Annotated in this window: 14 protein-coding genes, 3 rRNA genes and 1 pseudogene; 3 read left to right on the top strand and 15 right to left on the bottom strand. The window is 69.0% G+C overall.

Annotated elements, in window-relative coordinates; all coding sequences use genetic code 11:
• Window positions 1-17: 17 nt before the first annotated feature.
• The 9 genes and pseudogenes from F4553_RS32780 to F4553_RS32740 all read right to left on the bottom strand — a co-directional run.
• Window positions 18-818: pseudogene (locus F4553_RS32780) on the bottom strand (HAD-IIA family hydrolase); the annotation flags it as partial.
• A complete protein-coding gene (locus F4553_RS32775; RefSeq protein WP_376776326.1) occupies window positions 815-1,792 on the bottom strand; it encodes a tetratricopeptide repeat protein in 978 nt (325 codons plus the stop codon). The pseudogene F4553_RS32780 and the gene F4553_RS32775, both read right to left, overlap by 4 nt.
• The gene (locus F4553_RS32770) at window positions 1,747-3,315 is read right to left on the bottom strand and encodes a hypothetical protein (RefSeq protein ID WP_184847534.1); all 1,569 of its coding nucleotides are present in this window, start codon (window positions 3,313-3,315) and stop codon (window positions 1,747-1,749) included. Before F4553_RS32770 ends, F4553_RS32775 begins: the two co-directional genes overlap by 46 nt.
• Before the next feature lie 425 nt (window positions 3,316-3,740).
• Window positions 3,741-3,857: ribosomal RNA gene (rrf, locus tag F4553_RS32765) — 5S ribosomal RNA — on the bottom strand.
• Between the two features lie 148 nt (window positions 3,858-4,005).
• Window positions 4,006-7,128: ribosomal RNA gene (locus F4553_RS32760) — 23S ribosomal RNA — on the bottom strand.
• Window positions 7,129-7,549: 421 nt separating this feature from the next.
• Window positions 7,550-9,068, bottom strand: a 16S ribosomal RNA gene (locus F4553_RS32755).
• Together the 16S, 23S and 5S rRNA genes form the textbook arrangement of a ribosomal RNA operon.
• 395 nt (window positions 9,069-9,463) lie before the next feature.
• Window positions 9,464-10,738 carry a tyrosine--tRNA ligase gene (gene tyrS, locus F4553_RS32750; protein ID WP_184844030.1) on the bottom strand — a complete coding sequence of 425 codons (1,275 nt, stop codon included), beginning with the start codon at window positions 10,736-10,738 and terminating at the stop codon, window positions 9,464-9,466.
• Window positions 10,739-10,776: 38 nt separating this feature from the next.
• Window positions 10,777-12,237 carry a DUF2207 family protein gene (locus F4553_RS32745; protein WP_184844027.1) on the bottom strand — a complete coding sequence of 487 codons (1,461 nt, stop codon included), beginning with the start codon at window positions 12,235-12,237 and terminating at the stop codon, window positions 10,777-10,779.
• Window positions 12,238-12,339: 102 nt separating this feature from the next.
• On the bottom strand, window positions 12,340-12,945 hold the full coding sequence (locus F4553_RS32740) for a DNA-3-methyladenine glycosylase (protein WP_184844024.1): 606 nt from the start codon (window positions 12,943-12,945) through the stop codon (window positions 12,340-12,342).
• Between F4553_RS32740 and F4553_RS32735 the strand changes: the two genes are divergently transcribed.
• The 3 genes from F4553_RS32735 to F4553_RS32725 all read left to right on the top strand — a co-directional run bounded on the left by F4553_RS32735 (window position 12,944) and on the right by F4553_RS32725 (window position 15,891).
• Complete coding sequence (locus F4553_RS32735) at window positions 12,944-13,921, top strand: hypothetical protein (protein ID WP_184844021.1); 978 nt, start codon at window positions 12,944-12,946, stop codon at window positions 13,919-13,921. The genes F4553_RS32740 and F4553_RS32735 overlap by 2 nt on opposite strands.
• 69 nt (window positions 13,922-13,990) lie before the next feature.
• The gene (locus tag F4553_RS32730) at window positions 13,991-14,917 is read left to right on the top strand and encodes a GNAT family N-acetyltransferase (RefSeq protein WP_184844018.1); all 927 of its coding nucleotides are present in this window, start codon (window positions 13,991-13,993) and stop codon (window positions 14,915-14,917) included.
• 53 nt (window positions 14,918-14,970) lie between these two features.
• The gene (locus F4553_RS32725) at window positions 14,971-15,891 is read left to right on the top strand and encodes a DMT family transporter (RefSeq protein WP_184844015.1); all 921 of its coding nucleotides are present in this window, start codon (window positions 14,971-14,973) and stop codon (window positions 15,889-15,891) included.
• Here the strand turns inward: F4553_RS32725 and argH are convergent.
• The 6 genes from argH to argJ all read right to left on the bottom strand — a co-directional run bounded on the left by argH (window position 15,845) and on the right by argJ (window position 22,035).
• Complete coding sequence (argH, locus tag F4553_RS32720; protein WP_184844012.1) at window positions 15,845-17,254, bottom strand: argininosuccinate lyase; 1,410 nt, start codon at window positions 17,252-17,254, stop codon at window positions 15,845-15,847. The two genes, F4553_RS32725 and argH, sit on opposite strands and share 47 nt — an antisense overlap.
• Before the next feature lie 126 nt (window positions 17,255-17,380).
• Window positions 17,381-17,911, bottom strand: a complete 531-nt coding sequence (locus tag F4553_RS32715) for an arginine repressor (protein ID WP_184844009.1) — start codon at window positions 17,909-17,911, stop codon at window positions 17,381-17,383.
• The gene (argF, locus tag F4553_RS32710; protein WP_184844006.1) at window positions 17,908-18,843 is read right to left on the bottom strand and encodes an ornithine carbamoyltransferase; all 936 of its coding nucleotides are present in this window, start codon (window positions 18,841-18,843) and stop codon (window positions 17,908-17,910) included. The genes F4553_RS32715 and argF overlap by 4 nt, the downstream gene beginning before the upstream one ends.
• Window positions 18,840-20,015 carry an acetylornithine transaminase gene (locus F4553_RS32705; protein WP_184844003.1) on the bottom strand — a complete coding sequence of 392 codons (1,176 nt, stop codon included), beginning with the start codon at window positions 20,013-20,015 and terminating at the stop codon, window positions 18,840-18,842. The genes argF and F4553_RS32705 overlap by 4 nt, the downstream gene beginning before the upstream one ends.
• Window positions 20,012-20,863, bottom strand: a complete 852-nt coding sequence (gene argB / locus F4553_RS32700) for an acetylglutamate kinase (protein WP_184844000.1) — start codon at window positions 20,861-20,863, stop codon at window positions 20,012-20,014. The genes F4553_RS32705 and argB overlap by 4 nt, the downstream gene beginning before the upstream one ends.
• Window positions 20,860-22,035: a bifunctional glutamate N-acetyltransferase/amino-acid acetyltransferase ArgJ gene (argJ, locus tag F4553_RS32695; protein WP_184843997.1), complete on the bottom strand. Its 1,176-nt coding sequence runs from the start codon at window positions 22,033-22,035 to the stop codon at window positions 20,860-20,862. Before argJ ends, argB begins: the two co-directional genes overlap by 4 nt.
• Window position 22,036 lies beyond the last annotated feature (1 nt).

The following is a 22,036-nucleotide window of genomic DNA, read 5'->3' as shown; positions in this document are numbered from 1 at the left end:
CGCTATGCGGAACCGGCCGGAGCCAACAGGCCGGTCAAATCGTCGGCGACATATGTCGGGCGGTCGGCACCGACCACCGTGGACAGTTCCGCCCTGGTGCTCACACCGGTCAGGACCAGCAGACTCTCCATGCCGGCCCGTCCCGCACCGGCGATGTCGGTGTCGAGCCGGTCGCCGACCACGAGCGGACGCTCGGCGCCGACGCGCGCGGCGGCCGCGTGGAAGAGTCCCGGCTGGGGCTTGCCGACGACGAGATCGGGCTGGCGCCCCAGCGCCGTCACGAGCACCGCGACGAGGGATCCGTTGCCGGGCAACGGTCCGCGCGGGCTGGGCAGCGTCCGGTCGGTGTTGGTCGCCACCCAGAAGGCGCCCGCGCGCACGGCGATGCACGCCTCGGTGAGCTGCGCCCAGCCGACCTCCGGACCGTAGCCCTGGACCACCGCGACCGGCTTGTCGTCCGCGCTCGTCACCGGGCGCAGGCCGGCGGCCGACACCTCCTCGCGGAGCGCGGCGGCACCGACCACCAGCACCGGGTCGCCCGCCGCGCAGCGCTGCGCGAGGGCCGCCGCGGCGGCGCCGGCCGAGGTGAGAACCTCCGCCGGATCCGCCGCGACGCCCATGCCCGTCAGCAGCTCGGCGACCTCCGCCGAGCGACGGGACGCGTTGTTGGTCGCGAACGCCACCCCGATCCCGGACTCCCGCAGCGCGGCCACCGTCTCGACCGCGCCGGGAATCGGCGTGTCGATCAGGAAGACCACCCCATCAAGATCCAAAATCACGAGGTCGTACGCGTCGACCAGCCGCCCCGCCACCGTCAGGCCGCAGCGGGGCGATCGCCGCCCGATCGGTGGGCGTCGTCGCCCGCCGACCCGGAGGACTGCTCGTCCGACTCGCCCGCCGCGACGACATCACGGGGACCGTCGACGTGGACATCGCCGTCGCGGTCATCCGCGTCGTCGTCGTCCTCGTCGTCATCCTCGTATTCGTCGTCGTCCTCGTCCTCGTCGTCCGCGTCGTCCTCGTCGTCGTCCGCGTCATCGTCGCGGTCGTCGTCATCGTCGTCCGCGTCGTCGTCGCGGTCATCGTCGTCGTCGCGGTCATCGTCGTCTTCGTCGTCGCGGTCGTCGTCTTCGTCGTCGGAATCCTGGTCGTCAGCGGGCTGGTCCAGCTCGACGTCCTCGAAGTCCTCTTCCTCCTCGTCGCCCTCGATCTGCACGCCGTCGAGCTCGAGCAGACGCTCAGCGGCGTCCGTCTCCTGCTCCTCGTCGATCTCGGCGGCACGGGAGAACCACTCCCGGGCCTCCTCACGGCGACCGGCGTCCAGCAGCGCGTCCGCGTAGGCGTAGCGCAGCCGGGGAGCCCAGGCGGCGTTGTCGTCGGCGGTGAGCTCGCGGACCTGGAGCATCGCGACGGCCGCGTCCTTCTGGCCGAGGTCACCCCGGGCACCGGCGGCGACGACGAGCAGCTCGATCGCCTCGTCCTTGCTCAGCTTCTCCCGGTCGGCGAGGCGGAACATGTCGACCGCCTTCTCAGGCCGGCCGAGGGCGCGCTCGCAGTCCGCCAGCACGGCGAGGTGCGTTTGCCGGCCGGTGATCCGCTGGTAGGTCCGCAGCTCCGAGATGGCCGTCTGCCACTCGGCAGCCCGGTAGGCGGCCAGGCCGACCGCCTCGCGTACCGAGGCGATGCGGGAGGCGAGGCGGCGGGCCGCGATCGCGTGCTCCAGCGCCAGCGGCGCGTCGTCGTCGATCAGCTGACCGGTCGCGACGAGGTGCCGTGCGACCCGCTCGGCCACCGGCCGGGCGAGGGTGAGCAGCTCGGCGCGGATCTCCTGGTCGAGGTCCTCCGCCCGGATGTCGCTGGGCAGGTCCGGACCGTCGCCGCCGCGGAACGAGTCGCCACCACGGTCGTCGCGGCCGGAGTCGCGCCGGTCGGCGTAGCCGCCGCTGCGGGGCTGAGAGTCGCGCTGGCCGTAGCCACCGCGATCGCCCGAGTCACGGCCCGCGTAGCCGCCACGGTCGCCGCTGGGCGCGCCACCACGATCATCGCGGCGGTACGCCGGACGGTCACCGCTCGGGGCGCCGCCACGGTCGTCACGGCGGTAGGCCGGACGGTCCCCGCTCGGGGCACCACCGCGGTCGTCACGACGGAACGGGGGACGGTCACCACCCGGTGCGCCGCCACGGTCGTCACGACGGAACGGCGGACGGTCACCACCAGCGGAGCCACCGCGATCGTCGCGGCGGAAGCCGCCACGGTCACCACTCGGGGCACCGCCGCGGTCGTCACGACGGTAGGCCGGACGATCACCAGTCGGGGCACCACCGCGGTCGTCGCGGCGGAAGCCGCCACGGTCGCCGCTCGGGGCACCACCGCGGTCATCACGACGGAACGGCGGACGGTCACCACCAGCGGAGCCGCCACGGTCGTCGCGGCGGAAACCGCCACGGTCACCACTCGGCGCACCACCACGGTCATCACGACGGAACGGCGGACGGTCACCACCGGCCGAGCCACCACGGTCGTCGCGGCGGAAACCGCCACGGTCGCCACTCGGCGCGCCACCGCGGTCGTCGCGACGGAAGCCGCCACGGTCACCGCTCGGGGCACCACCGCGGTCGTCACGACGGAACGGCGGACGGTCACCACCAGCGGAGCCACCGCGGTCGTCGCGACGGAAGCCGCCGCGGTCACCGCTGGGGGCACCACCGCGGTCATCGCGGCGGAAGGGGGGGCGGTCGCCACCGGCCGAGCCACCACGGTCGTCGCGGCGGAAACCGCCGCGGTCACCGCTCGGAGCTCCGCCACGGTCGTCACGGCGGAAGCCGCCGCCGCTCGGGGCACCACCACGGTCATCGCGGCCGCGGAAACCGCCACCGCTCGGGGCGCCACCGCGGTCGTCACGACGGAACGGCGGACGGTCGCCACCGGCCGAGCCACCGCGATCATCGCGACGGAAGCCGCCGCGGTCACCACTGGGCGCACCGCCGCGGTCATCGCGGCGGAAGGGGGGACGGTCGCCACCGGCGGAGCCACCACGGTCGTCGCGGCGGAAACCGCCGCGGTCACCGCTCGGAGCTCCTCCACGGTCGTCACGGCGGAAGCCGCCGCCGCTCGGGGCACCACCACGGTCATCGCGGCCGCGGAAACCGCCACCGCTCGGGGCGCCACCACGGTCGTCACGACGGAACGGCGGACGGTCCCCACCGGACGAGGAACCGCCACGGTAGCCACCACGGTCACCGCCGGGCGCACCACCACGATCGTCACGGCGGTAGCCGCCGCCGCTCGGGGCGCCACCACGGTCGTCACGGCCACGGAAGCCACCGCGGTCGCCGCTGGGGGCACCACCATGGTCATCGCGACGGGGCGCGCTGTCCCTGTCGCCGTATCCAGGCGCGCCGGCACCCGTCCCGTTCCGCGAATCGCGGGCGGCTCGGTCGTCGCGGCCCTTGAAGCCACCCCCGCTGTCTCGACGGTAACCACCGCGGCTCTCACGGTCGCCATCTCCGCTGCCGTAGCGCGGATTATCGTTCGCAGAAGACGTCACGGGTACATCCTTCCTCATTCGCCGGTAGGTGACCGGCGTCTTGGCGGCATGGCGCCGCCCGTCGCTGCGCTTGTTGTGTACGCCGGTCGCGGCGATCACACGCAAAAGGGCCGACCCAGGTGGGGCGGCCCTTCGTGTACGGAGATACACGTTAGGGGCCTGGCCGGCGGCCAGGCCCCTAACGGAACGTTTTGTCCGGCGGTGTCCTACTCTCCCACACCGTCCCCGGTGCAGTACCATCGGCGCTGGAGGGCTTAGCTTCCGGGTTCGGAATGTTGCCGGGCGTTTCCCCTCCGCCATGACCGCCGTAACACTATCAGCATTATCAACCAGTGCTTTCCCGGTCCGGGACAGCTGGTTGTGTGCTGTGATGTGGTTAGTGGACGCGTCAGAATGTGTGTTCCGCTTGCGCGGTTCTGTGATCGAGTGTGTGTTCTGTGGTCACGTTGATGACCGTGTTGGTTAAGTCCTCGGCCTATTAGTACCAGTCAACTGAACCCGTTACCGGGCTTACATTTCTGGCCTATCAACCCAGTGGTCTAGCTGGGGGCCTTACCCGGTTTCCCGGTGGGAGACCTCATCTCGAAGCGAGCTTCCCGCTTAGATGCTTTCAGCGGTTATCCCTTCCGAACGTAGCTAACCAGCCGTGCCCCTGGCGGGACAACTGGCACACCAGAGGTTCGTCCGTCCCGGTCCTCTCGTACTAGGGACAGCCCTTCTCAAGTTTCCTACGCGCACGGCGGATAGGGACCGAACTGTCTCACGACGTTCTAAACCCAGCTCGCGTACCGCTTTAATGGGCGAACAGCCCAACCCTTGGGACCTGCTACAGCCCCAGGATGCGACGAGCCGACATCGAGGTGCCAAACCATCCCGTCGATATGGACTCTTGGGGAAGATCAGCCTGTTATCCCCGGGGTACCTTTTATCCGTTGAGCGACACCGCTTCCACAAGCCAGTGCCGGATCACTAGTCCCGACTTTCGTCCCTGCTCGACCCGTCAGTCTCACAGTCAAGCTCCCTTGTGCACTTGCACTCAACACCTGATTGCCAACCAGGCTGAGGGAACCTTTGGGCGCCTCCGTTACCTTTTAGGAGGCAACCGCCCCAGTTAAACTACCCACCAGACACTGTCCCTGAACCGGATCACGGTCCGAGGTTAGATACCCAAATCAGACAGAGTGGTATTTCAAGATTGCCTCCACCATGACTGGCGTCACAGCTTCACCGGCTCCCACCTATCCTACACAATCTCATCCGAATACCAATGTCAAGCTATAGTAAAGGTCCCGGGGTCTTTCCGTCCTGCCGCGCGTAACGAGCATCTTTACTCGTACTGCAATTTCGCCGGGCCTGTGGTTGAGACAGTGGGGAAGTCGTTACGCCATTCGTGCAGGTCGGAACTTACCCGACAAGGAATTTCGCTACCTTAGGATGGTTATAGTTACCACCGCCGTTTACTGGCGCTTAAGTTCTCCGCTTCACCCTTACGGGCTGACAGGTCCCCTTAACGTTCCAGCACCGGGCAGGCGTCAGTCCATATACAGCGTCTTACGACTTCGCATGGACCTGTGTTTTTAGTAAACAGTCGCTTCCCCCTGCTCTCTGCGACCACCCCCAGCTCAGGCAGCAAGTGCCGTCACCAGAAATGGTCCCCCTTCTCCCGAAGTTACGGGGGCAATTTGCCGAGTTCCTTAACCACAGTTCGCCCGATCGCCTCGGTATTCTCTACCTGACCACCTGTGTCGGTTTGGGGTACGGGCCGCTCACAGCTCGCTAGAGGCTTTTCTCGGCAGCATAGGATCACCATCTTCACCTGATACGGCTCCGCATCACGCCTCACCCTTCATGCCCCACGGATTTGCCTATGGGACGGGCTACACGCTTGCCCCGGCACAACCACCGGCCGGGAATGGCTACCTTCCTGCGTCACCCCATCGCTCACCTACTACCACCAAGATCCCAGCAACGCCGGCATCCACCCGAAGGCATCAACCATTGTCACAGGTTAGTACAGTGAAGTTCGGCGTGGGCGCTGCTTCGCGGGTACGGGAATATCAACCCGTTGTCCATCGACTACGCCTCTCGGCCTCGCCTTAGGTCCCGACTCACCCAGGGCGGATTAGCCTGGCCCTGGAACCCTTGGTCATCCGGCGGCAGGGTTTCTCACCCTGCTTTCGCTACTCATGCCTGCATTCTCACTCGTACGGCCTCCACGGCTGGGTCACCCCGCCGCTTCCCCGGCCGTACGACGCTCCCCTACCCATCCACACACCTGAACCCGGGTCCCTCAGGAGTCCGGGCTGGGCTAACGTATGAATGCCACGGCTTCGGCGGTGTGCTTGAGCCCCGCTACATTGTCGGCGCGGAACCACTTGACCAGTGAGCTATTACGCACTCTTTCAAGGGTGGCTGCTTCTAAGCCAACCTCCTGGTTGTCTGCGCAATCCCACATCCTTTACCACTTAGCACACGCTTAGGGGCCTTAGCCGGTGATCTGGGCTGTTTCCCTCTCGACTACGAAGCTTATCCCCCGCAGTCTCACTGCCACGCTCTCACTTACCGGCATTCGGAGTTTAGCTGACTTCGGTAAGCTTTTGGGCCCCCTAGGCCATCCAGTAGCTCTACCTCCGGCAAGAAACACGTGACGCTGCACCTAAATGCATTTCGGGGAGAACCAGCTATCACGGAGTTTGATTGGCCTTTCACCCCTAACCACAGGTCATCCCCCAATTTTTCAACATTGGTGGGTTCGGTCCTCCACGAAGTCTTACCTTCGCTTCAACCTGCCCATGGCTAGATCACTCCGCTTCGGGTCTAGAGCATGCGACTCAAACGCCCTATTCGGACTCGCTTTCGCTACGGCTCCCCCACACGGGTTAACCTCGCCACACACCACTAACTCGCAGGCTCATTCTTCAAAAGGCACGCCGTCACCTCGGAACAAGTCCTCAGCTCCGACGGATTGTAGGCAAACGGTTTCAGGTACTATTTCACTCCCCTCCCGGGGTACTTTTCACCTTTCCCTCACGGTACTCGTGCACTATCGGTCACCAGGGAGTATTCAGCCTTACCAGGTGGTCCTGGCAGATTCACAGCAGATTACAGGGGTCCGCTGCTACTCGGGAACAACCAAAAGGAGACCTAGAATTTTCGCCTACCGGGCTCTCACCGTCTACGGCTGGCCTTCCCAGACCATTCAGCTAACCCTAGATTTTCTTACTCCTCGACCATGTGTCAGCACAATCAATGGAAATCCCACAACCCCGGCGACGCAACCCCTGACAGGTATCACACGCCACCGGTTTAGGCTACATCCGCTTTCGCTCGCCACTACTCACGGAATCACTATTGTTTTCTCTTCCTGCCGGTACTGAGATGTTTCACTTCCCGGCGTTCCCCCCATACACCCTATGAATTCAGGTGCAGGTACCCGGACATGACTCCGGGTGGGTTCCCCCATTCGGACACCCTGGGATCACAGCTCGGTTGACAGCTCCCCCAGGCCTATCGCGGCCTCCCACGTCCTTCATCGGCTCCTGGTGCCAAGGCATCCACCGTTTGCCCTTAACAACTTAACCAAAACGATCATCACGAAACTACAGAAAACCACACCCACCACATACGTGCGGGCGTGTTCTCGATGCTCGCGTCCACTATCCACATCTCAACAAACAACCAACCACAACCCCACCCAGTCGACACCAGCAGGAGCAAGCTCCCCGGTATGTTGACCGAGATCATGATCGGAACTGAAAACCCAAACCCCACCCGCAGGCAGTGCTTGTTTCTTCAGGACCCAACAGGGTGTTTGATACGCGATCCGCCAGCCGCACCAAGCGCTTTTTCCATGCCGCGTCCACAAGGGAATCGCGACCCTACTCGAGCATCAAGGCCGTTGCCGGCAGTCACTTTCGCCAGTGTCTCCGCCAAATGAGCCCCGCTGCCTGCATTCGAGGCAGCCCGGGTCCTGCGACCCTTTCGGGTCGAGGTGCTCCTTAGAAAGGAGGTGATCCAGCCGCACCTTCCGGTACGGCTACCTTGTTACGACTTCGTCCCAATCGCCAGCCCCACCTTCGACCACTCCCTCCCCTTGCGGGGTTAGGCCATGGGCTTCGGGTGTTGCCGACTTTCGTGACGTGACGGGCGGTGTGTACAAGGCCCGGGAACGTATTCACCGCAGCAATGCTGATCTGCGATTACTAGCGACTCCGACTTCACGGGGTCGAGTTGCAGACCCCGATCCGAACTGAGACCGGCTTTTTGGGATTCGCTCCACCTCACGGTATCGCAACCCATTGTACCGGCCATTGTAGCATGCGTGAAGCCCTGGACATAAGGGGCATGATGACTTGACGTCATCCCCACCTTCCTCCGAGTTGACCCCGGCAGTCTCCCATGAGTCCCCACCATAACGTGCTGGCAACATGGAACGAGGGTTGCGCTCGTTGCGGGACTTAACCCAACATCTCACGACACGAGCTGACGACAGCCATGCACCACCTGTGCACCCCCCCGAAGGACACCACATCTCTGCGGCTTTTGAGTGCATGTCAAACCCAGGTAAGGTTCTTCGCGTTGCATCGAATTAATCCGCATGCTCCGCCGCTTGTGCGGGCCCCCGTCAATTCCTTTGAGTTTTAGCCTTGCGGCCGTACTCCCCAGGCGGGGAACTTAATGCGTTAGCTGCGGCACAGGACACCGGAGAGGCACCCCACACCTAGTTCCCAACGTTTACAGCGTGGACTACCAGGGTATCTAATCCTGTTTGCTCCCCACGCTTTCGCTCCTCAGCGTCAGTATCGGCCCAGAGTCCTGCCTTCGCCATCGGTGTTCCTCCTGATATCTGCGCATTTCACCGCTACACCAGGAATTCCAGACTCCCCTACCGAACTCTAGCCCGCCCGTATCCACCGCAAGCTCAGAGTTAAGCCCTGAGTTTTCACGATGGACGCAACGAGCCGCCTACGAGCTCTTTACGCCCAATAAATCCGGACAACGCTCGCGCCCTACGTCTTACCGCGGCTGCTGGCACGTAGTTGGCCGGCGCTTCTTCTGCAGGTACCGTCACTCTCGCTTCGTCCCTGCTGAAAGAGGTTTACAACCCGAAGGCCGTCATCCCTCACGCGGCGTCGCTGCATCAGGCTTCCGCCCATTGTGCAATATTCCCCACTGCTGCCTCCCGTAGGAGTCTGGGCCGTGTCTCAGTCCCAGTGTGGCCGGTCGCCCTCTCAGGCCGGCTACCCGTCAAAGCCTTGGTAGGCCATCACCCCACCAACAAGCTGATAGGCCGCGAGCCCATCCCCCACCGAAAAACTTTCCACCACCAACCATGCGACCAGAGGTGTATATTCGGTATTAGCCACCGTTTCCGGCGGTTATCCCAAAGAAGGGGGCAGGTTACTCACGTGTTACTCACCCGTTCGCCACTCGAGTACCCCGAAGGGCCTTTCCGTTCGACTTGCATGTGTTAAGCACGCCGCCAGCGTTCGTCCTGAGCCAGGATCAAACTCTCCAAAAAGAATATTTGATACTGGCAATCTTGTGCGCCCACACGCCGGTAAGCAATGCGGTCACGCACTAACTGCCATCCGGTGACCAGACGAGGTCGGCCACCAATAAATGGCACTGGCATAAACCAAACACCCTGTTGAGTTCTCAAAAAACAAACACGCACCGTCAACCGCCGGAAGTTATCCGGTTGCTTCAGGGGCTACTTCGCTAGAGCTTACCCGACCGGTTTCGCGGGCCCTTCATCGGGGTACCGCACCGCTCGGCAGCTTCGTCATCGCTCGGCCTCGCTAACCCGCTTGGGGCGCTTTGTCCGTGTCGCTCTGACTTGGAGAACATTACGCGGCCCGCGTCGCCCGATGCAAATCGGGGGGACGCGGGCCGCGTCACACCATTGTTGACTAACTATTTTTGCAGCTCAACGCCTGCGAAGTTCTTCCGACCCTTGCGCAGGACGAGGTATCGACCGTGGAGCAGCGTCGCCGCGTCGACCACAGCGTCACCGTCTGTCACGCGCTCGTTGTTGACGTAGGCACCGCCCTCACCGATCGTCCGCCGCGCGTCGCCGAGCCCGGACGCCAGTCCGGCGTCGCGGAAGAGCTCCGCCACCGTGGGCAGGCTCGTGATCTGCGTGAGCCCCGCCTCGCTGAGCGCCGCAGCCAGCGTCGACGCGGAGAGCTCGTCGAGCGACCCCCGGCCGAAGAGGGCCTGCGAGGCGGCTAGCGCCTGCGCGCACTCGTCCTTGCCGTGCAGCAGCGTCGTCAGCTCCTCCGCGAGCGCACGCTGCGCCTCCCGGGCCGCCGGGCGCTCCGCACTCGCCGCCTCCAGCGCCTCGAGCTCCGCGCGGTCGCGGAAGCTGAAGTACTTCAGGTAGCGGTGGACGTCGCGGTCATCGGTGTTGATCCAGAACTGGTAGAACGCGTAAGGGCTGGTCAGCGCGGGGTCGAGCCAGATCGAGGCGCCCTCGGTCTTGCCGAACTTGGTGCCGTCGGCCTTCGTCACCAGCGGGGTGGTGAAGGCGTGGACGGGCCCGGCTCCCCGGCGGCGGACGTAGTCGACACCGGCGGTGATGTTGCCCCACTGGTCGGAGCCGCCGAACTGCAGCTCGCAGCCGTAGCGCTGGTTGAGCTCGAAGTAGTCGTGCGACTGGAGCAGCTGGTAGGCGAACTCCGTGAAGCTGATCCCGGTCTCCAGCCGCGCCTTGACCACGTCACGGGCGAGCATCTTGCTCACCGGGAAGTGCTTGCCGACGTCGCGGAGGAATTCGATCGCCGACATCGGCGCGGTCCAGTCGAGGTTGTTGACGAGCTCCGCGGCGCTGTCGCCCTCGTAGGTGACGAACGGGCGGAGCTGCTCGCGGATGCGGTTGACCCACTCGGCGACGACCTCGGTGGAGTTGAGGATGCGCTCCCCCACCTCGCGCGGATCGCCGATCTGGCCGGTGGCGCCGCCGACGAGCAGCAGCGGGCGGTGCCCGGCGAGCTGGAGGCGCCGCGCGGTGAGCGCCTGGACCATGTGGCCGAGGTGCAGGCTGGCCCCGGTCGGGTCGAAGCCGACATAGAACCGGACCGGTCCCTCGTCGAACCGCTTGCGAAGGTCGTCGAGGCCGGTCGAGTCCTGCAGCAGACCACGCCAGGCCAGATCGTCGAGGATATGAGTCACGTGCCGATTGTTCCGCATCGGCGGGGGCACCCGCACCCGGGATTCACGGCCGGCCGTCAGACGATCTCCAGATCGACGATGCGCCGGGCATAGGCGTGGCCGTGCAGGCGGACGGTCATCCCCGGCACGCAGTCGGCGAGGGTCGTCGGCCGACCCGGCATCACCTTCATCGCCTCCTCGGCCTCGCCGCCCTGCACGCTGCGGCCGTATGCCATCGCCTCGCTGAAACTGATCTCGCTGAGGCGGCCGATCCACGCCCGCAGCGGGTCGGAGCGGCCGTCGTCGACGACGAGGTAGACGAAGCGGGCCGGGACGTCCTGGTAGGCGATGACGAGCGAGCGGCTGAGCACCTCCCCCGTCACGGTCACCGGGGAGATCAGGTCGCCCAGGGCCCGCACCGAACGGTAGAGCGCGGCGGCCGCGATCACGGCTGCGATGACCACCACCGTCCAGCGGACCACGTCCGGCAGCGGCGGGAGCAGGATGAGCACGGCGACGCAGATGATGATCCGTAACAGCGACAGGACGATGATCGTGGTCGGTCGGCGGCCGTAGCGGGTGACGAAGCGCGGGTAGATCACGCGAACCTGGCGCCGGTGGCCGTCGCGGACCGCCCACACCAGGTCCTCCCGGCCGACGCCGAGATCGATGCGCTCGCCGGCCCGCGGATTCGTGCCGAGCGCGACGCCGTGCGCCAGGTAGCGGTCCCAGACGGTGACACCGGCGGGTGGGAGGTCGGCGAAGGCCTCGTGCCCGCGCAGCCAGGCCGCGACCCCGGACCAGTGCGCGATCACGGCGAGCCCGGCCTTCGTCTCGCGGTAACCGTCGACGATCGCGAAGCCGCCGACGACGAACGCCAGCAAAACCACCGCGTAGGTCCCCAGCAGCGCGATCATCGACCAGTTGCTCGGCTCGCCGCCCTGGTCGCCGAAGACGGCGCCCCAGACGCCGGTGCCGGCGACGCAGCCGAGCACGCCGCTGAAGAGGATCAGGAAGACGAGCGGGCCGCCCGCCTCCTCCAGCGGTTTCGCGACGAGGCCGAGGTGCTTGGCGTGCTTGAGGACCTCGTGCTGGAACTGCTTGCCCCAGCGCACGCCCTCGCTCGCGTGCCGCCGGGACAGCTCGGAGAGGAGCACCCGTCCCTCACCGGCAGCGGCCTTCACCCGGTCCAGGACGCGGGACTCGAAGCTGAGCAGTCCGCGCGGCTGCTGGTCGCGGACCGAGACGGTGGTCTGGCCGGGATCGTTGCCGGGCTGGTGGAGCTCCAGGATGCGCCGCGCGGCGAGGTCGAGGACGGTCGCCCGGGCCGCGTCGGCGGTGACCGTGCCCCGGTGCAGGAGCAGGTTGACCACGGCGGGTGGCTCGTCGCGCAGATCCGGGGTCGCCGGGACGGGCTTCGGCGCCCGGCGCGGCGGCCGCACGATGAGCTTGACGATGACGGTGGCGAGCAGCCACAGCACCACCGATCCGCCGACCAGGGCGAGTGCGGCGAGGCGGGGCGGCAGGGAACTCAGCATGGTCGGTGCCATTCTGACGAGCGGTGCCGGGCAGCGGCCACGGTGGTCCACCCCGACCAACAGGCAGCCAACCACAGGTGTCCCGGGGATGGCAATCGACGTCTATGTCCGGCGTCGCGGCACGTGCCGGCGGTAGGCGCTCACCGTCGGGTCGCCGCCGATCCAGAACCGCCACGGCACGTCGTGGGCTGCGGCGACGCCGACTCGCGGGCCCGCCTCGATCGACGCGGGATCCACGGGGGACGGTGGCGGCGCCAGCACGATCGGTCCGCTGCCGTCGATCAGCGACGTGCCGTTGGCGGACGGGCCGATCCCCAGCGCCACGACCAGGTTGGCGGGTCCGCGGGCGAGGTCGCGGTCGCGCACCCCGCCGCGCCGGGCCCGGGCCAGCTCCACGCCCTCGACGACCGCACCGGCCCGGACCAGCACCGCCGCCGCCTCACCCTCCCGTCCGCAGACGATGTTGAGGCACCAGTGCACGCCGAAGATGAAGTAGGTGTAGGCGTGCCCGGCCGGGCCGAACATGACGGCGCTGCGCGGCGTGGGTCCCCGATGGGCGTGCGAGGCGGGATCCTCCCCCGTCCCCGCGTAGGCCTCCACCTCGGTGATCCGGATCCGGACCCCCTCGGCGGCGAGCGTGTAACCGAGCAGTGTCCGGGCGGTCGCGGGGACGTCGGCGGCGGGCGCGGACAGCCACGGTAGCTCCATGCGGGTCATTCTGTCGTACCCCACCGACACGATGGCTCGCATGTTGCTGCGCGGGGATGCTTTCACACGGGCCAGGACCTTCCTCTTCGAGCAGGCCCGGCCGCTGGACCGGGAGCGGTTCCGCTTCCTCTTCGAGGGCGGCTCGGCCGCCGGGGTGCTCCGCGAGCTCGCCGCCTTCCAGAACGACGACGGCGGCTTCGGGCACGCGCTCGAGCCCGACCTGCGCTGCGCCGCCTCGTCGGCGATCGCGACCTGGCACGGTTTCGCGGTGCTGCGGGAGATCGGGGCCGCCGCCGACGAGCCGATGGCCCGTCGGGCGGTGGACTACCTGCTGGCGACCCTCGACCGCGAGCGCTGGGTGTGGCCGATCGTCCCGGCGGCGGTGGAGGACGCCCCGCACGCGCCGTGGTGGACGCATGCCGGGATCGACGAGGCCTTCGACGGGTCGCGGATCAACCCGACCGCGAGCCTGCTCGGCGTGCTGCACGAGCACGCGGAGCAGGTTCCGGCCGCGCTGCTGGCGGAGTTGACCGAGCGGGTGCTCGCCAGGGTCGAGTCGGCGCCCGACGCGCTGCCGATGAACGACCTGCCCTGCCTGCTGGCGCTCGCGGCGGCCCGGCACCTGCCGGAGCCGGCCCGGGCCCGGGTCGAGGCGAAAGCGCTCCGCGCCGCCCCGCTGCTGGTCGCGAGCGACCCGGCCGACTGGACCGCCTATGTGCTGCAGCCGCTCGACGTGGTGCGGGCCCCAGGGTCGTTCCTCGCCGCCGTCGTGGACGAGGCGGCCGTCCAGGCCAACCTGGACTACTGGATCTCCCGGCAGTCGCCGACCGGGTCATGGCCGCTGACCTGGGACTGGTCCTTCGTCGACGAGCGGGCCTGGGCCCGGGCGAAGCTCGACAACGAGGGCTGCGTGACGGTCGACCGGCTGCACACCCTGTCCGCGTGGGGGCGCGTCGACGCAGGCCTGGGCGATTAATCGGGCTGCGTCCGGTCGGCCCGCTGGGGCATGATCGGGCATCCGACCACAGATCATGGGAGTCACCGCGTGACCGTTATCCGACCTGTCCGCCCCGACGAGATCACCACCTTCACCGACCTGGCCGCCGCCACCGAGGAACGCAACCTCGCCGCGCGCGCCGCGGTGGAGGACCTCTTCGCCAAGACCACCAGTCGGCCCGAGTGGTGCTTCGTCGCCGACGACGGCGGGCAGACCGTCGCGAGCGTCTGCCTGTGGACCAGGCCCGGCCATGACGTGCCGACGGACCTCGTGATGCTGGAGGCCGGTCCCGACGAGACCGGTCTGGCGCTCGTCGCCTTCGCGGGCGAGTTCGCCGCCGCGCACGGCGCCACCCGGCAGGGCTACGCGCTCGACTTCCCGGCAGCACCGGCCCAGCACCACGCCACCGTCGAAGGCCGCGACGCGCTGCTCACCGCGTCCGGCTTCCACCTCGCCCGCGACGGCATGCGCTTCCGCTGGACCAGCGACCGCGAGGTGCCCGCGGACAGGTCCGGGCTGCGCTGGGTGCCGATCACCGAGACCGGCCGGGACGCCTTCGTCGACCTGCTGGAGACGGTGATCGTCGACACCCCCGACGGCTGGATCAGCGCCGACATCGCCGAGCACGGCCTGCGCAAGGCCGCCGAGACGGTCCTCGCCGACATGGAGGAGATGCGGCACGAGCCGCACTGGTTCGAGATCGGCTATGACGAGGCCGGGCTGCCGGCGGCGGTGAGCATGCCCGCGGCCAACTCCAACGTCTCCGTGCTCGGTTTCGTCGGGGTCGCCCAGGGGCATCGCGGGCGCGGCTACGCCACCGCGGTCGCCGCCCGCGGCACCGGGATCCTCGCCGCGACCGGGGTCGACGAGATCCGGGGCGACTGCGACAAGGGCAACCCGGCCATGGTGCGGGCGTTCCTGCGCAGCGGCTATGACAACTTCACCAACCGCCGGGACTACACCCGCGCGCTGTAACGCGTTCACGAGCATGACCGGCTGCGTTATCGCCGGCCGGTCATGCTGCGCCCGTGATCGCAAGCATCGCGCTGGGACTGCTGGCGGCCCTGCTCTTCGCCACCGCCGGTGCCCTGCAGCACTCGGTCACCCGCCGGGTCGCCCTCGCCCGGCCGCCCGGGCACGGCGCGGGGTGGCTGCCGGTGCTGGGGCTGCTCGGACGGGTGCTGCGCAGCCCGGTCTGGCTCGCCGGGCTCGCCTGCAACGTGCTCGGATTCGCAGCCCACGCGACCGCGCTGCACCTCGGGTCCATCACGATCGTGCAGGCGCTGCTCGCCGTACAACTCATGTTTGCGCTGCCGCTCGCGACGGCCCGGACGGGCAGCGCACCGCTCGCCCGCGACTGGATCGGGACGATCTGCGTCTGTGCCGGGATCGGCGCGCTCGTCGCCACGCGCGGCAGCGTGCCGCAGACGGTGGAGCGGGCGACCGCAGCGCCCGTGCTGGCGCTCGCGGCCGTGCTGCTGATGACCGGGCTCGTCGCGGTGGCGCGGACCCGGCGGCACTCGCCGACCCGGACCGCGCTCGTCGGGGTCGCGGCGGGGACGGGGTTCAGCGTCACGGCGGCCTTCACCGTCATCGTCACCGACGACCTGGCGCGAGGGATGCTGCTGCACTGGCCCCTGGCGTGCCTCGGGCTCGCCGGGCTGATCGCGGCGCTGCTGGTGCAGGAGGCGTTCGCCAGCGGTTCGTTCCCGACGGCGCTGACCGCGATGACCATCGCCGATCCGGTGATGAGCTGGGTCTGGGGCGCCGTGCTCTTCGACGCCCGGCCGCCGGCGAGCCCGGCCGCGCTCGCGGGGCTCGCCGCGTCGGGCTGGTTGATCGCGGTCGGGGTGGCACTGCTCGCCTACTCCCCGACCGTCCTCGATGTGCTCCAGCAGCCGGTCAGCGCGGCACCACGGTCGCCGTCGCCCAGCGATGCCAGCCGATGAGGCTCTCGGTGACCGCGGCGAGCTGGTCGGCGACCGGGCCGGGGCCCGTGGAGCCGGGCGTGATCCGGGCCGACAGGGCGGAGCGCACCGAGAGGACCTGGCGCACGCTCGGGTCCAGGTGCTCGCTGACGGTGGCGAGTTCGTCGTCGGACACCTCGTGCAGCTCGCATTCGCGGACGGCGCAGAGCGCCACCAGCTGACCGGTGATCTCGTGCGCCTCCCGGAACGGCACCCCCTTGCGGACCAGCCAGTCCGCGACCTCGGTGGCGAGGGAGAAGCCGATCGGGGCGCTCGCGGCGAGCACGTCGACCCGGACCGTCATCGTCGAGATCATGCCGGCGAGCGCGGGCAGCACCAGTTCGAGGGTGTCGAGCGCGTCGAAGACGGGCTCCTTGTCCTCCTGCATGTCCCGGTCGTAGGCGAGCGGCAGGCCCTTGAGCATCGTCAGCACCGTGACGAGGCCGCCGATGAGCCGGCCGGCCTTGCCGCGGGCGAGCTCGGCGATGTCGGCGTTCTTCTTCTGCGGCATGATCGACGAACCGGTGGTGAAGGCGTCGTCGAGCACGACCCAGCCGAACTCCTGCGAGGTCCAGAGCACGACCTCCTCGCCGAGGCGGGACAGGTGCACGCCGAGCAGCGCGGTGACGAAGAGGAACTCCGCGACGAAGTCGCGGTCGGCGACGGCGTCCATCGAGTTGGGCGCGGCCGAGTCGAACCCCAGCTCCTTGGCGACGGCGACCGGGTCCAGCGGCAGGCTCGACCCGGCCAGGGCCCCCGAGCCGAGCGGGCTCACGGCCGTCCGGGCGTCCCAGTCGCGCAGCCGGTCCAGGTCGCGCAGCAGCGGTTGTACGTGCGCCAGCAGCTGATGGCCGAAGACGACGGGTTGGGCGTGCTGCAGGTGCGTCATGCCCGGCGCCGGGGTGTCGACGTGGCGGGCCGCCTGCTCGGTCAGCGCCTCGGCGAGCTCGCCGATCTGCCCGGCCAGCCGCCGTGCGTGATCGCGCAGGTAGAGGCGCAGGTCCGTGGCGACCTGGTCGTTGCGGGACCGCCCGGCACGCAGCTTGCCGCCGAGGGTGCCCAGGCGCTCCAGCAGGCCGCGTTCGAGAGCGGTGTGCACGTCCTCGTCCTCGACGGTCGGCCGGAACTGGCCGGTCTCCACCGCGATGGCGAGGTCGTCGAGGGCGGCGAGCATCTCGCCGAGCTCCTCGGGGTCGAGCAGGCCCGCGTTGGCGAGCACCCGCGCGTGGGCCTTGCTCGCGAGCAGGTCATAGGGCGCGAGCCGCCAGTCGAAGTGCACGCTGACGCTGAGCCGGGCCAGTGCCTCGGCGGGTCCGCCGGCGAACCGTCCACCCCAGAGCTTCATGTGGTCTTACCTCTCGTGATGCCGTGTGCTGTGCAGGTGCGAACGGGCGCAACTCGTGAAGAGTCGTTCTTGTCGCGCGGGCGCGAGAAGCACCAACTCTTCACGAGTTGCGCCCTGGAGGGTGGGTCATGCTGCCGGTCCGTCGGCATCCGCCGACGACTCTTCCGCATCGGTGCCGGCCCAGCTGGACAGCCGGGCGGCGAGGACCTCGCCACCGGTCGGCGTCCGGGCCACCACGAAGATCGTGTCGTCGCCCGCGATCGTGCCCGCGACGTCGGGCAGGCCGCTGCGGTCGATAGCGCTGGCGAGGTAGTGCGCGGCCCCCGGCGGTGTGCGCAGGACCGCGATGTTTCCGCTGTGGTCGGTCCCCGCGAGCAGCTCCCGCAGGAGCCGGACCAGCCGGGCCGGTGCCTGCTCGGCCGGGCGCAGGGCCCGGTTGCCGTCCTCGGGGATGAGGTAGACCGCCGAACCGCCGTCGCGTCCCCGTACCTTCACCGCGCCGAGCTCCTCCAGGTCCCGCGAGAGCGTGGCCTGGGTGACCTGGACCCCGTCCGAGGAGAGGATCTCGGCGAGCTCGGTCTGGGACTTCACCTGCCGGTCGCGGATCAGCTCCACGATGCGGGCGTGGCGGGCGGTACGGGTGAGCGGGGCGGTCATGATGACGTCTCCGATACGGTGAGAAGGTATGTCAGCAGCGCCTTCTGGGCGTGCAGACGATTCTCCGCTTCATCGAAGAGCGCGCTCGCCGGGCCGTCGAAAACCTCGTCCGTGATCTCCTCGCCCCGGTGCGCGGGCAGGCAGTGCAGCACGATCGCGGCCGGGTCGGCTTCCCCGAGCAGGGCGGTGTTGACCTGGTAGGGCCAGAACGGGCCGAGCCGGTCCAGCCCGTCGTTCTCCTGGCCCATCGAGGTCCAGGCGTCGGTGACGACGACCTGCGCACCCGCGACCGCCTCCTGCGGCGAGCGCAGCACCGTGACCGAGCCGCCGGTCCCGGAGGCGATCTTCGAGGCGCGCTCGACGATCGCCGGGTCCGGGTCGAACCCGGCCGGTCCGGCGACCCGCACGTGCATCCCGGCGGTGGCACCCGCGAGCAGCCAGGAGTGGGACATGTTGTTGGCGGCGTCACCGACATAGCCGACGGTGCGGCCGGCCAGGCTGCCGAAGCGCTCGCGGACCGTCATCAGGTCGGCGAGGAGCTGGCACGGGTGCAGCCCGTCGGTCAACGCGTTGATCACCGGTACGTCGGCTCCGGCGGCGAGCTGCTCCATCCGCTCGTCGCCGAAGGTCCGGAAGACGATCGCCGAGCAGTAGCGCGACAGCACCTTCGCGGCGTCCGGGAGGGCTTCGCCGCGGCCGAAGTGAGTGCCGGCGCTGTCCACGATGATCGCGTTGCCGCCGAGGTCGGCGATGCCCGCCTCGAAGGAGAGCCGGGTCCGCAGCGACGGCTTGTCGAAGATGACCGCGACCGAGTGCGGCCCGGCGAGCGGCCGGTGGGCGAACCGGTCCGCCTTCATCTCGATCGCCAGCGAGAGCACCGCGTCCTGCTCGGCCGGGGACAGGTCGTCGTCACGCAGGAAGTGCTTGATCACAGGGATGCTCCAGCGGAATCCAGCGCCGCCGGCAGGGCCGCGAGCAGCGCGTCCACCTGCTCGGCGGTGATGATGAGGGGCGGGGCCAGGCGCATCACGTCGGGCTGGGCCGCGTTGACGAGGAAACCGGCGTCGCGCAGCGCTGCGGCGAGCCCCGGTGCGGCCGGTACGGTGAGCACGACGCCGAGCAGCAGCCCGGCGCCCCGGACGTGGCTGACGAGCGGGTGGCCGAGGGCCTCGATGCCCTCGCGCAGCCGCTCGCCGGTCCGCTTCACGTGGTCGAGGAGCCCCTCCGACGCGATGGTCCGCAGGACGGCGAGGGCGGCGGCGCAGGAGATCGGGTTGCCGCCGAAGGTGGTGCCGTGGCTGCCCGGGGTGAAGAGCTCGGCGGCGCGGTCGAAGGCGATCGTGGCGCCGATCGGCAGGCCGCCGCCGAGGCCCTTGGCGAGGGTGATCACGTCGGGCGTGACGCCGTCGGCCTGGTGGGCGAACCAGTGGCCGGTCCGGCCGACACCGGTCTGCACCTCGTCGAGGACGAGCAGCGCACCTCGCCGCGCGGTCAGCTCCCGAGCCGCGGCGAGGTAGCCGGGCGGCGGGGTCACGACGCCGCCCTCGCCCATGACGGGTTCGAGGATCAGCATCGCGGTGTCGGTGGTGATCGCGGCGGCCAGGGCGGTGATGTCCCCGTACTCCACGTGGGTCACGTCGCCCGGCAGCGGCCGGAAGGGATCGGTCTTCGACGGCTGGCCGGTGAGGGCGAGCGCGCCCATGGTGCGGCCGTGGAAGGCGCCGCGCGCGGCGACGACGTGGGTGCGGCCGGTGAGCCGGGAGAGCTTGAACGCGGCCTCGTTCGCCTCGGCGCCGGAGTTGCTGAAGAAGACCCGTCCGGCCCGGCCGGAGAGCGCGAGCAGCAGCTCGGCGAGCGCGATCGGCGGCTCGGCGAGGTAGAGGTTGGAGACGTGGCCGAGCTTGCCGATCTGCTCGGAGACTGCCTTGACGACGGCGGGGTGGCCGTGGCCGAGGGCGTTGACCGCGATCCCGGCGAGGAAGTCCACGTAGGACTTGCCGTCGGCGTCGGTGACGACCGACCCTTCGCCCGCGACGAGCGCCAGCGGCGGTGTGCCGTAGTTGTCCATCAGGGAGTGCTGCCAGCGGTCCCGCAGGGTGGTCATGGGGTCACCATCGTTCCGAAGCCGTCGTGGGTGAAGATCTCCAGCAGGGTGGAGTGCGGAACGCGCCCGTCCACCACGTGCGCCGCGGGGACGCCGCCCTGGACGGCGCGCAGGCACGCCTCCATCTTGGGCACCATGCCCGCGGAGAGGTCGGGGAGCAGCTTCGCGAGCTCCTCGGCGCTGAGCCGGGAGATGAGGCTGTCCGTGTCGGGCCAGTCGGCGTAGAGGCCGGCCACGTCGGTGAGGACGATCAGTTTCCGCGCCCCCAGCGCGATCGCGACGGCTGCGGCCGCGGTGTCGGCGTTGAGATTGTGGGGGGAGCCGTCCGCGTCCGGCGCCACCGTCGAGATCACCGGGATGTGCCCGGCGTCGAGCAGCGTGGTGACGATCGACGGGTCGACCGCACCGGCATCCCCGACCTGCCCGATGTCGACCGGCAGCCCGTCGACGTAGGCGGGCCGACGCACGGCGGTGAGCAGTCCCCCGTCGGCACCGGAGAGCCCGACGGCGGTGGGGCCGCCCTGTTTGTTGATCTCCGCGACGACGTCGGAGCCGACCTGGCCGATCAGCACCATCCGGACGATCTCCATCGCCTCGGGGCTGGTGACCCGCAGGCCGCCGGTGAACTCCGAGGCGATGCCGACCCGGTCCAGCATCGCCGAGATCTGCGGACCGCCGCCGTGCACGACGACCGGCCGCAGCCCGGCCCGGTGCAGCGCGACCATGTCGGCGGCGAAGCCGCTGCGCAGCTCGGGGCTGGTCATGGCGTGCCCGCCGTACTTCACGACGATCGTGGCGCCCGCGAACTCGGCGAGGAAGGGAACAGCCTCCAGAAACGAGAGTGTCATGACGAGTACGCCGAGTTCTCGTGCACGTAGGCGTGCGACAGGTCGTTGGTCCAGACGGTCGCCGCGGCGTCGCCCGCGTTGAGCGCGATCGTGATCGCCACCTGCTCGCCGCTCAGGTCCACCTTGGACCGGTCCTCGGCGGCGGCGCCGTTGCGGCAGATCCAGACGCCGTTGATCGCCACGTCGAGCTCGTCGGCCTCGAAGGCGGCGCCCGTGGTGCCGACGGCGGCGAGGATGCGGCCCCAGTTGGGGTCGTTGCCGAACAGCGCGGTCTTGACCAGGTTGTTGCGGGCGACCGACCGGCCGACCTCGACCGCGTCGGCCTCCGACGCGGCCCCGACGACCTCGATCGCGACGTGCTTCGTGGCGCCCTCGGCGTCGGCCATGAGCTGCTGGGCGAGGTCGTGGCAGGCGGCGGTGACGGCGGCCGTCAGCTCCTGCTCGGTCGGCTCGACGCCGGAGGCGCCGCTCGCGAGCAGCAGCACGGTGTCGTTGGTGGACATCGCGCCATCGGAGTCGAGCCGGTCGAAGGTGACCCGGCACGCCTCCCGCAGCACGGTGTCGAGCAGCGACGATCCCGCGACGGCGTCGGTGGTGAGCACGACGAGCATCGTGGCGAGCGCGGGCGAGAGCATGCCGGCGCCCTTCGCCATGCCGCCGACGCTCCAGCCCTCGCCGGTGACGACGGTGTTCTTGGCGACCGAGTCGGTCGTCATGATCGCGGTCGCGGCGGCCGGACCGCCGTCCTTGGCGAGCGCCCGCGCGGCGTGCTCGACGCCGGTGAGCAGCTTGGGCATGGGCAGCCGCTCGCCGATGAGGCCGGTCGAGCAGACGGCCACCTCGCCCGCGCCGAGCAGCATCCGCTTGACGCCGGGGCCGCGCAGCACGGCGGCGACGTGCTCGGCCGTGGCGTGGGTGTCCTGGAATCCGGCCGGGCCGGTGCAGGCGTTGGCGCCGCCGGAGTTGAGCACGACGGCCTTGAGCACGCCGCCTTTGAGCACCTGGCGGCTCCAGAGCACCGGGGCGGCCTGGACGCGGTTGGCGGTGAAGACACCGGCGGCGGTCGCGTCGGGACCGTCGTTGACGACGAGGGCGAGGTCGAGGTTGCCGGAGGACTTGATTCCGGCGGCGATCCCCGCCGCCCGGAATCCCTTGGGGGATGTGACGCTCATG

Source organism: Allocatelliglobosispora scoriae (assembly GCF_014204945.1).
In the GTDB taxonomy this organism is placed as follows: Bacteria; Actinomycetota; Actinomycetes; order Mycobacteriales; family Micromonosporaceae; genus Allocatelliglobosispora; species Allocatelliglobosispora scoriae.
The sequence above is the reverse complement of the archived record's forward strand: the minus strand, read 5'-3'. Positions and strand labels throughout refer to the sequence as shown.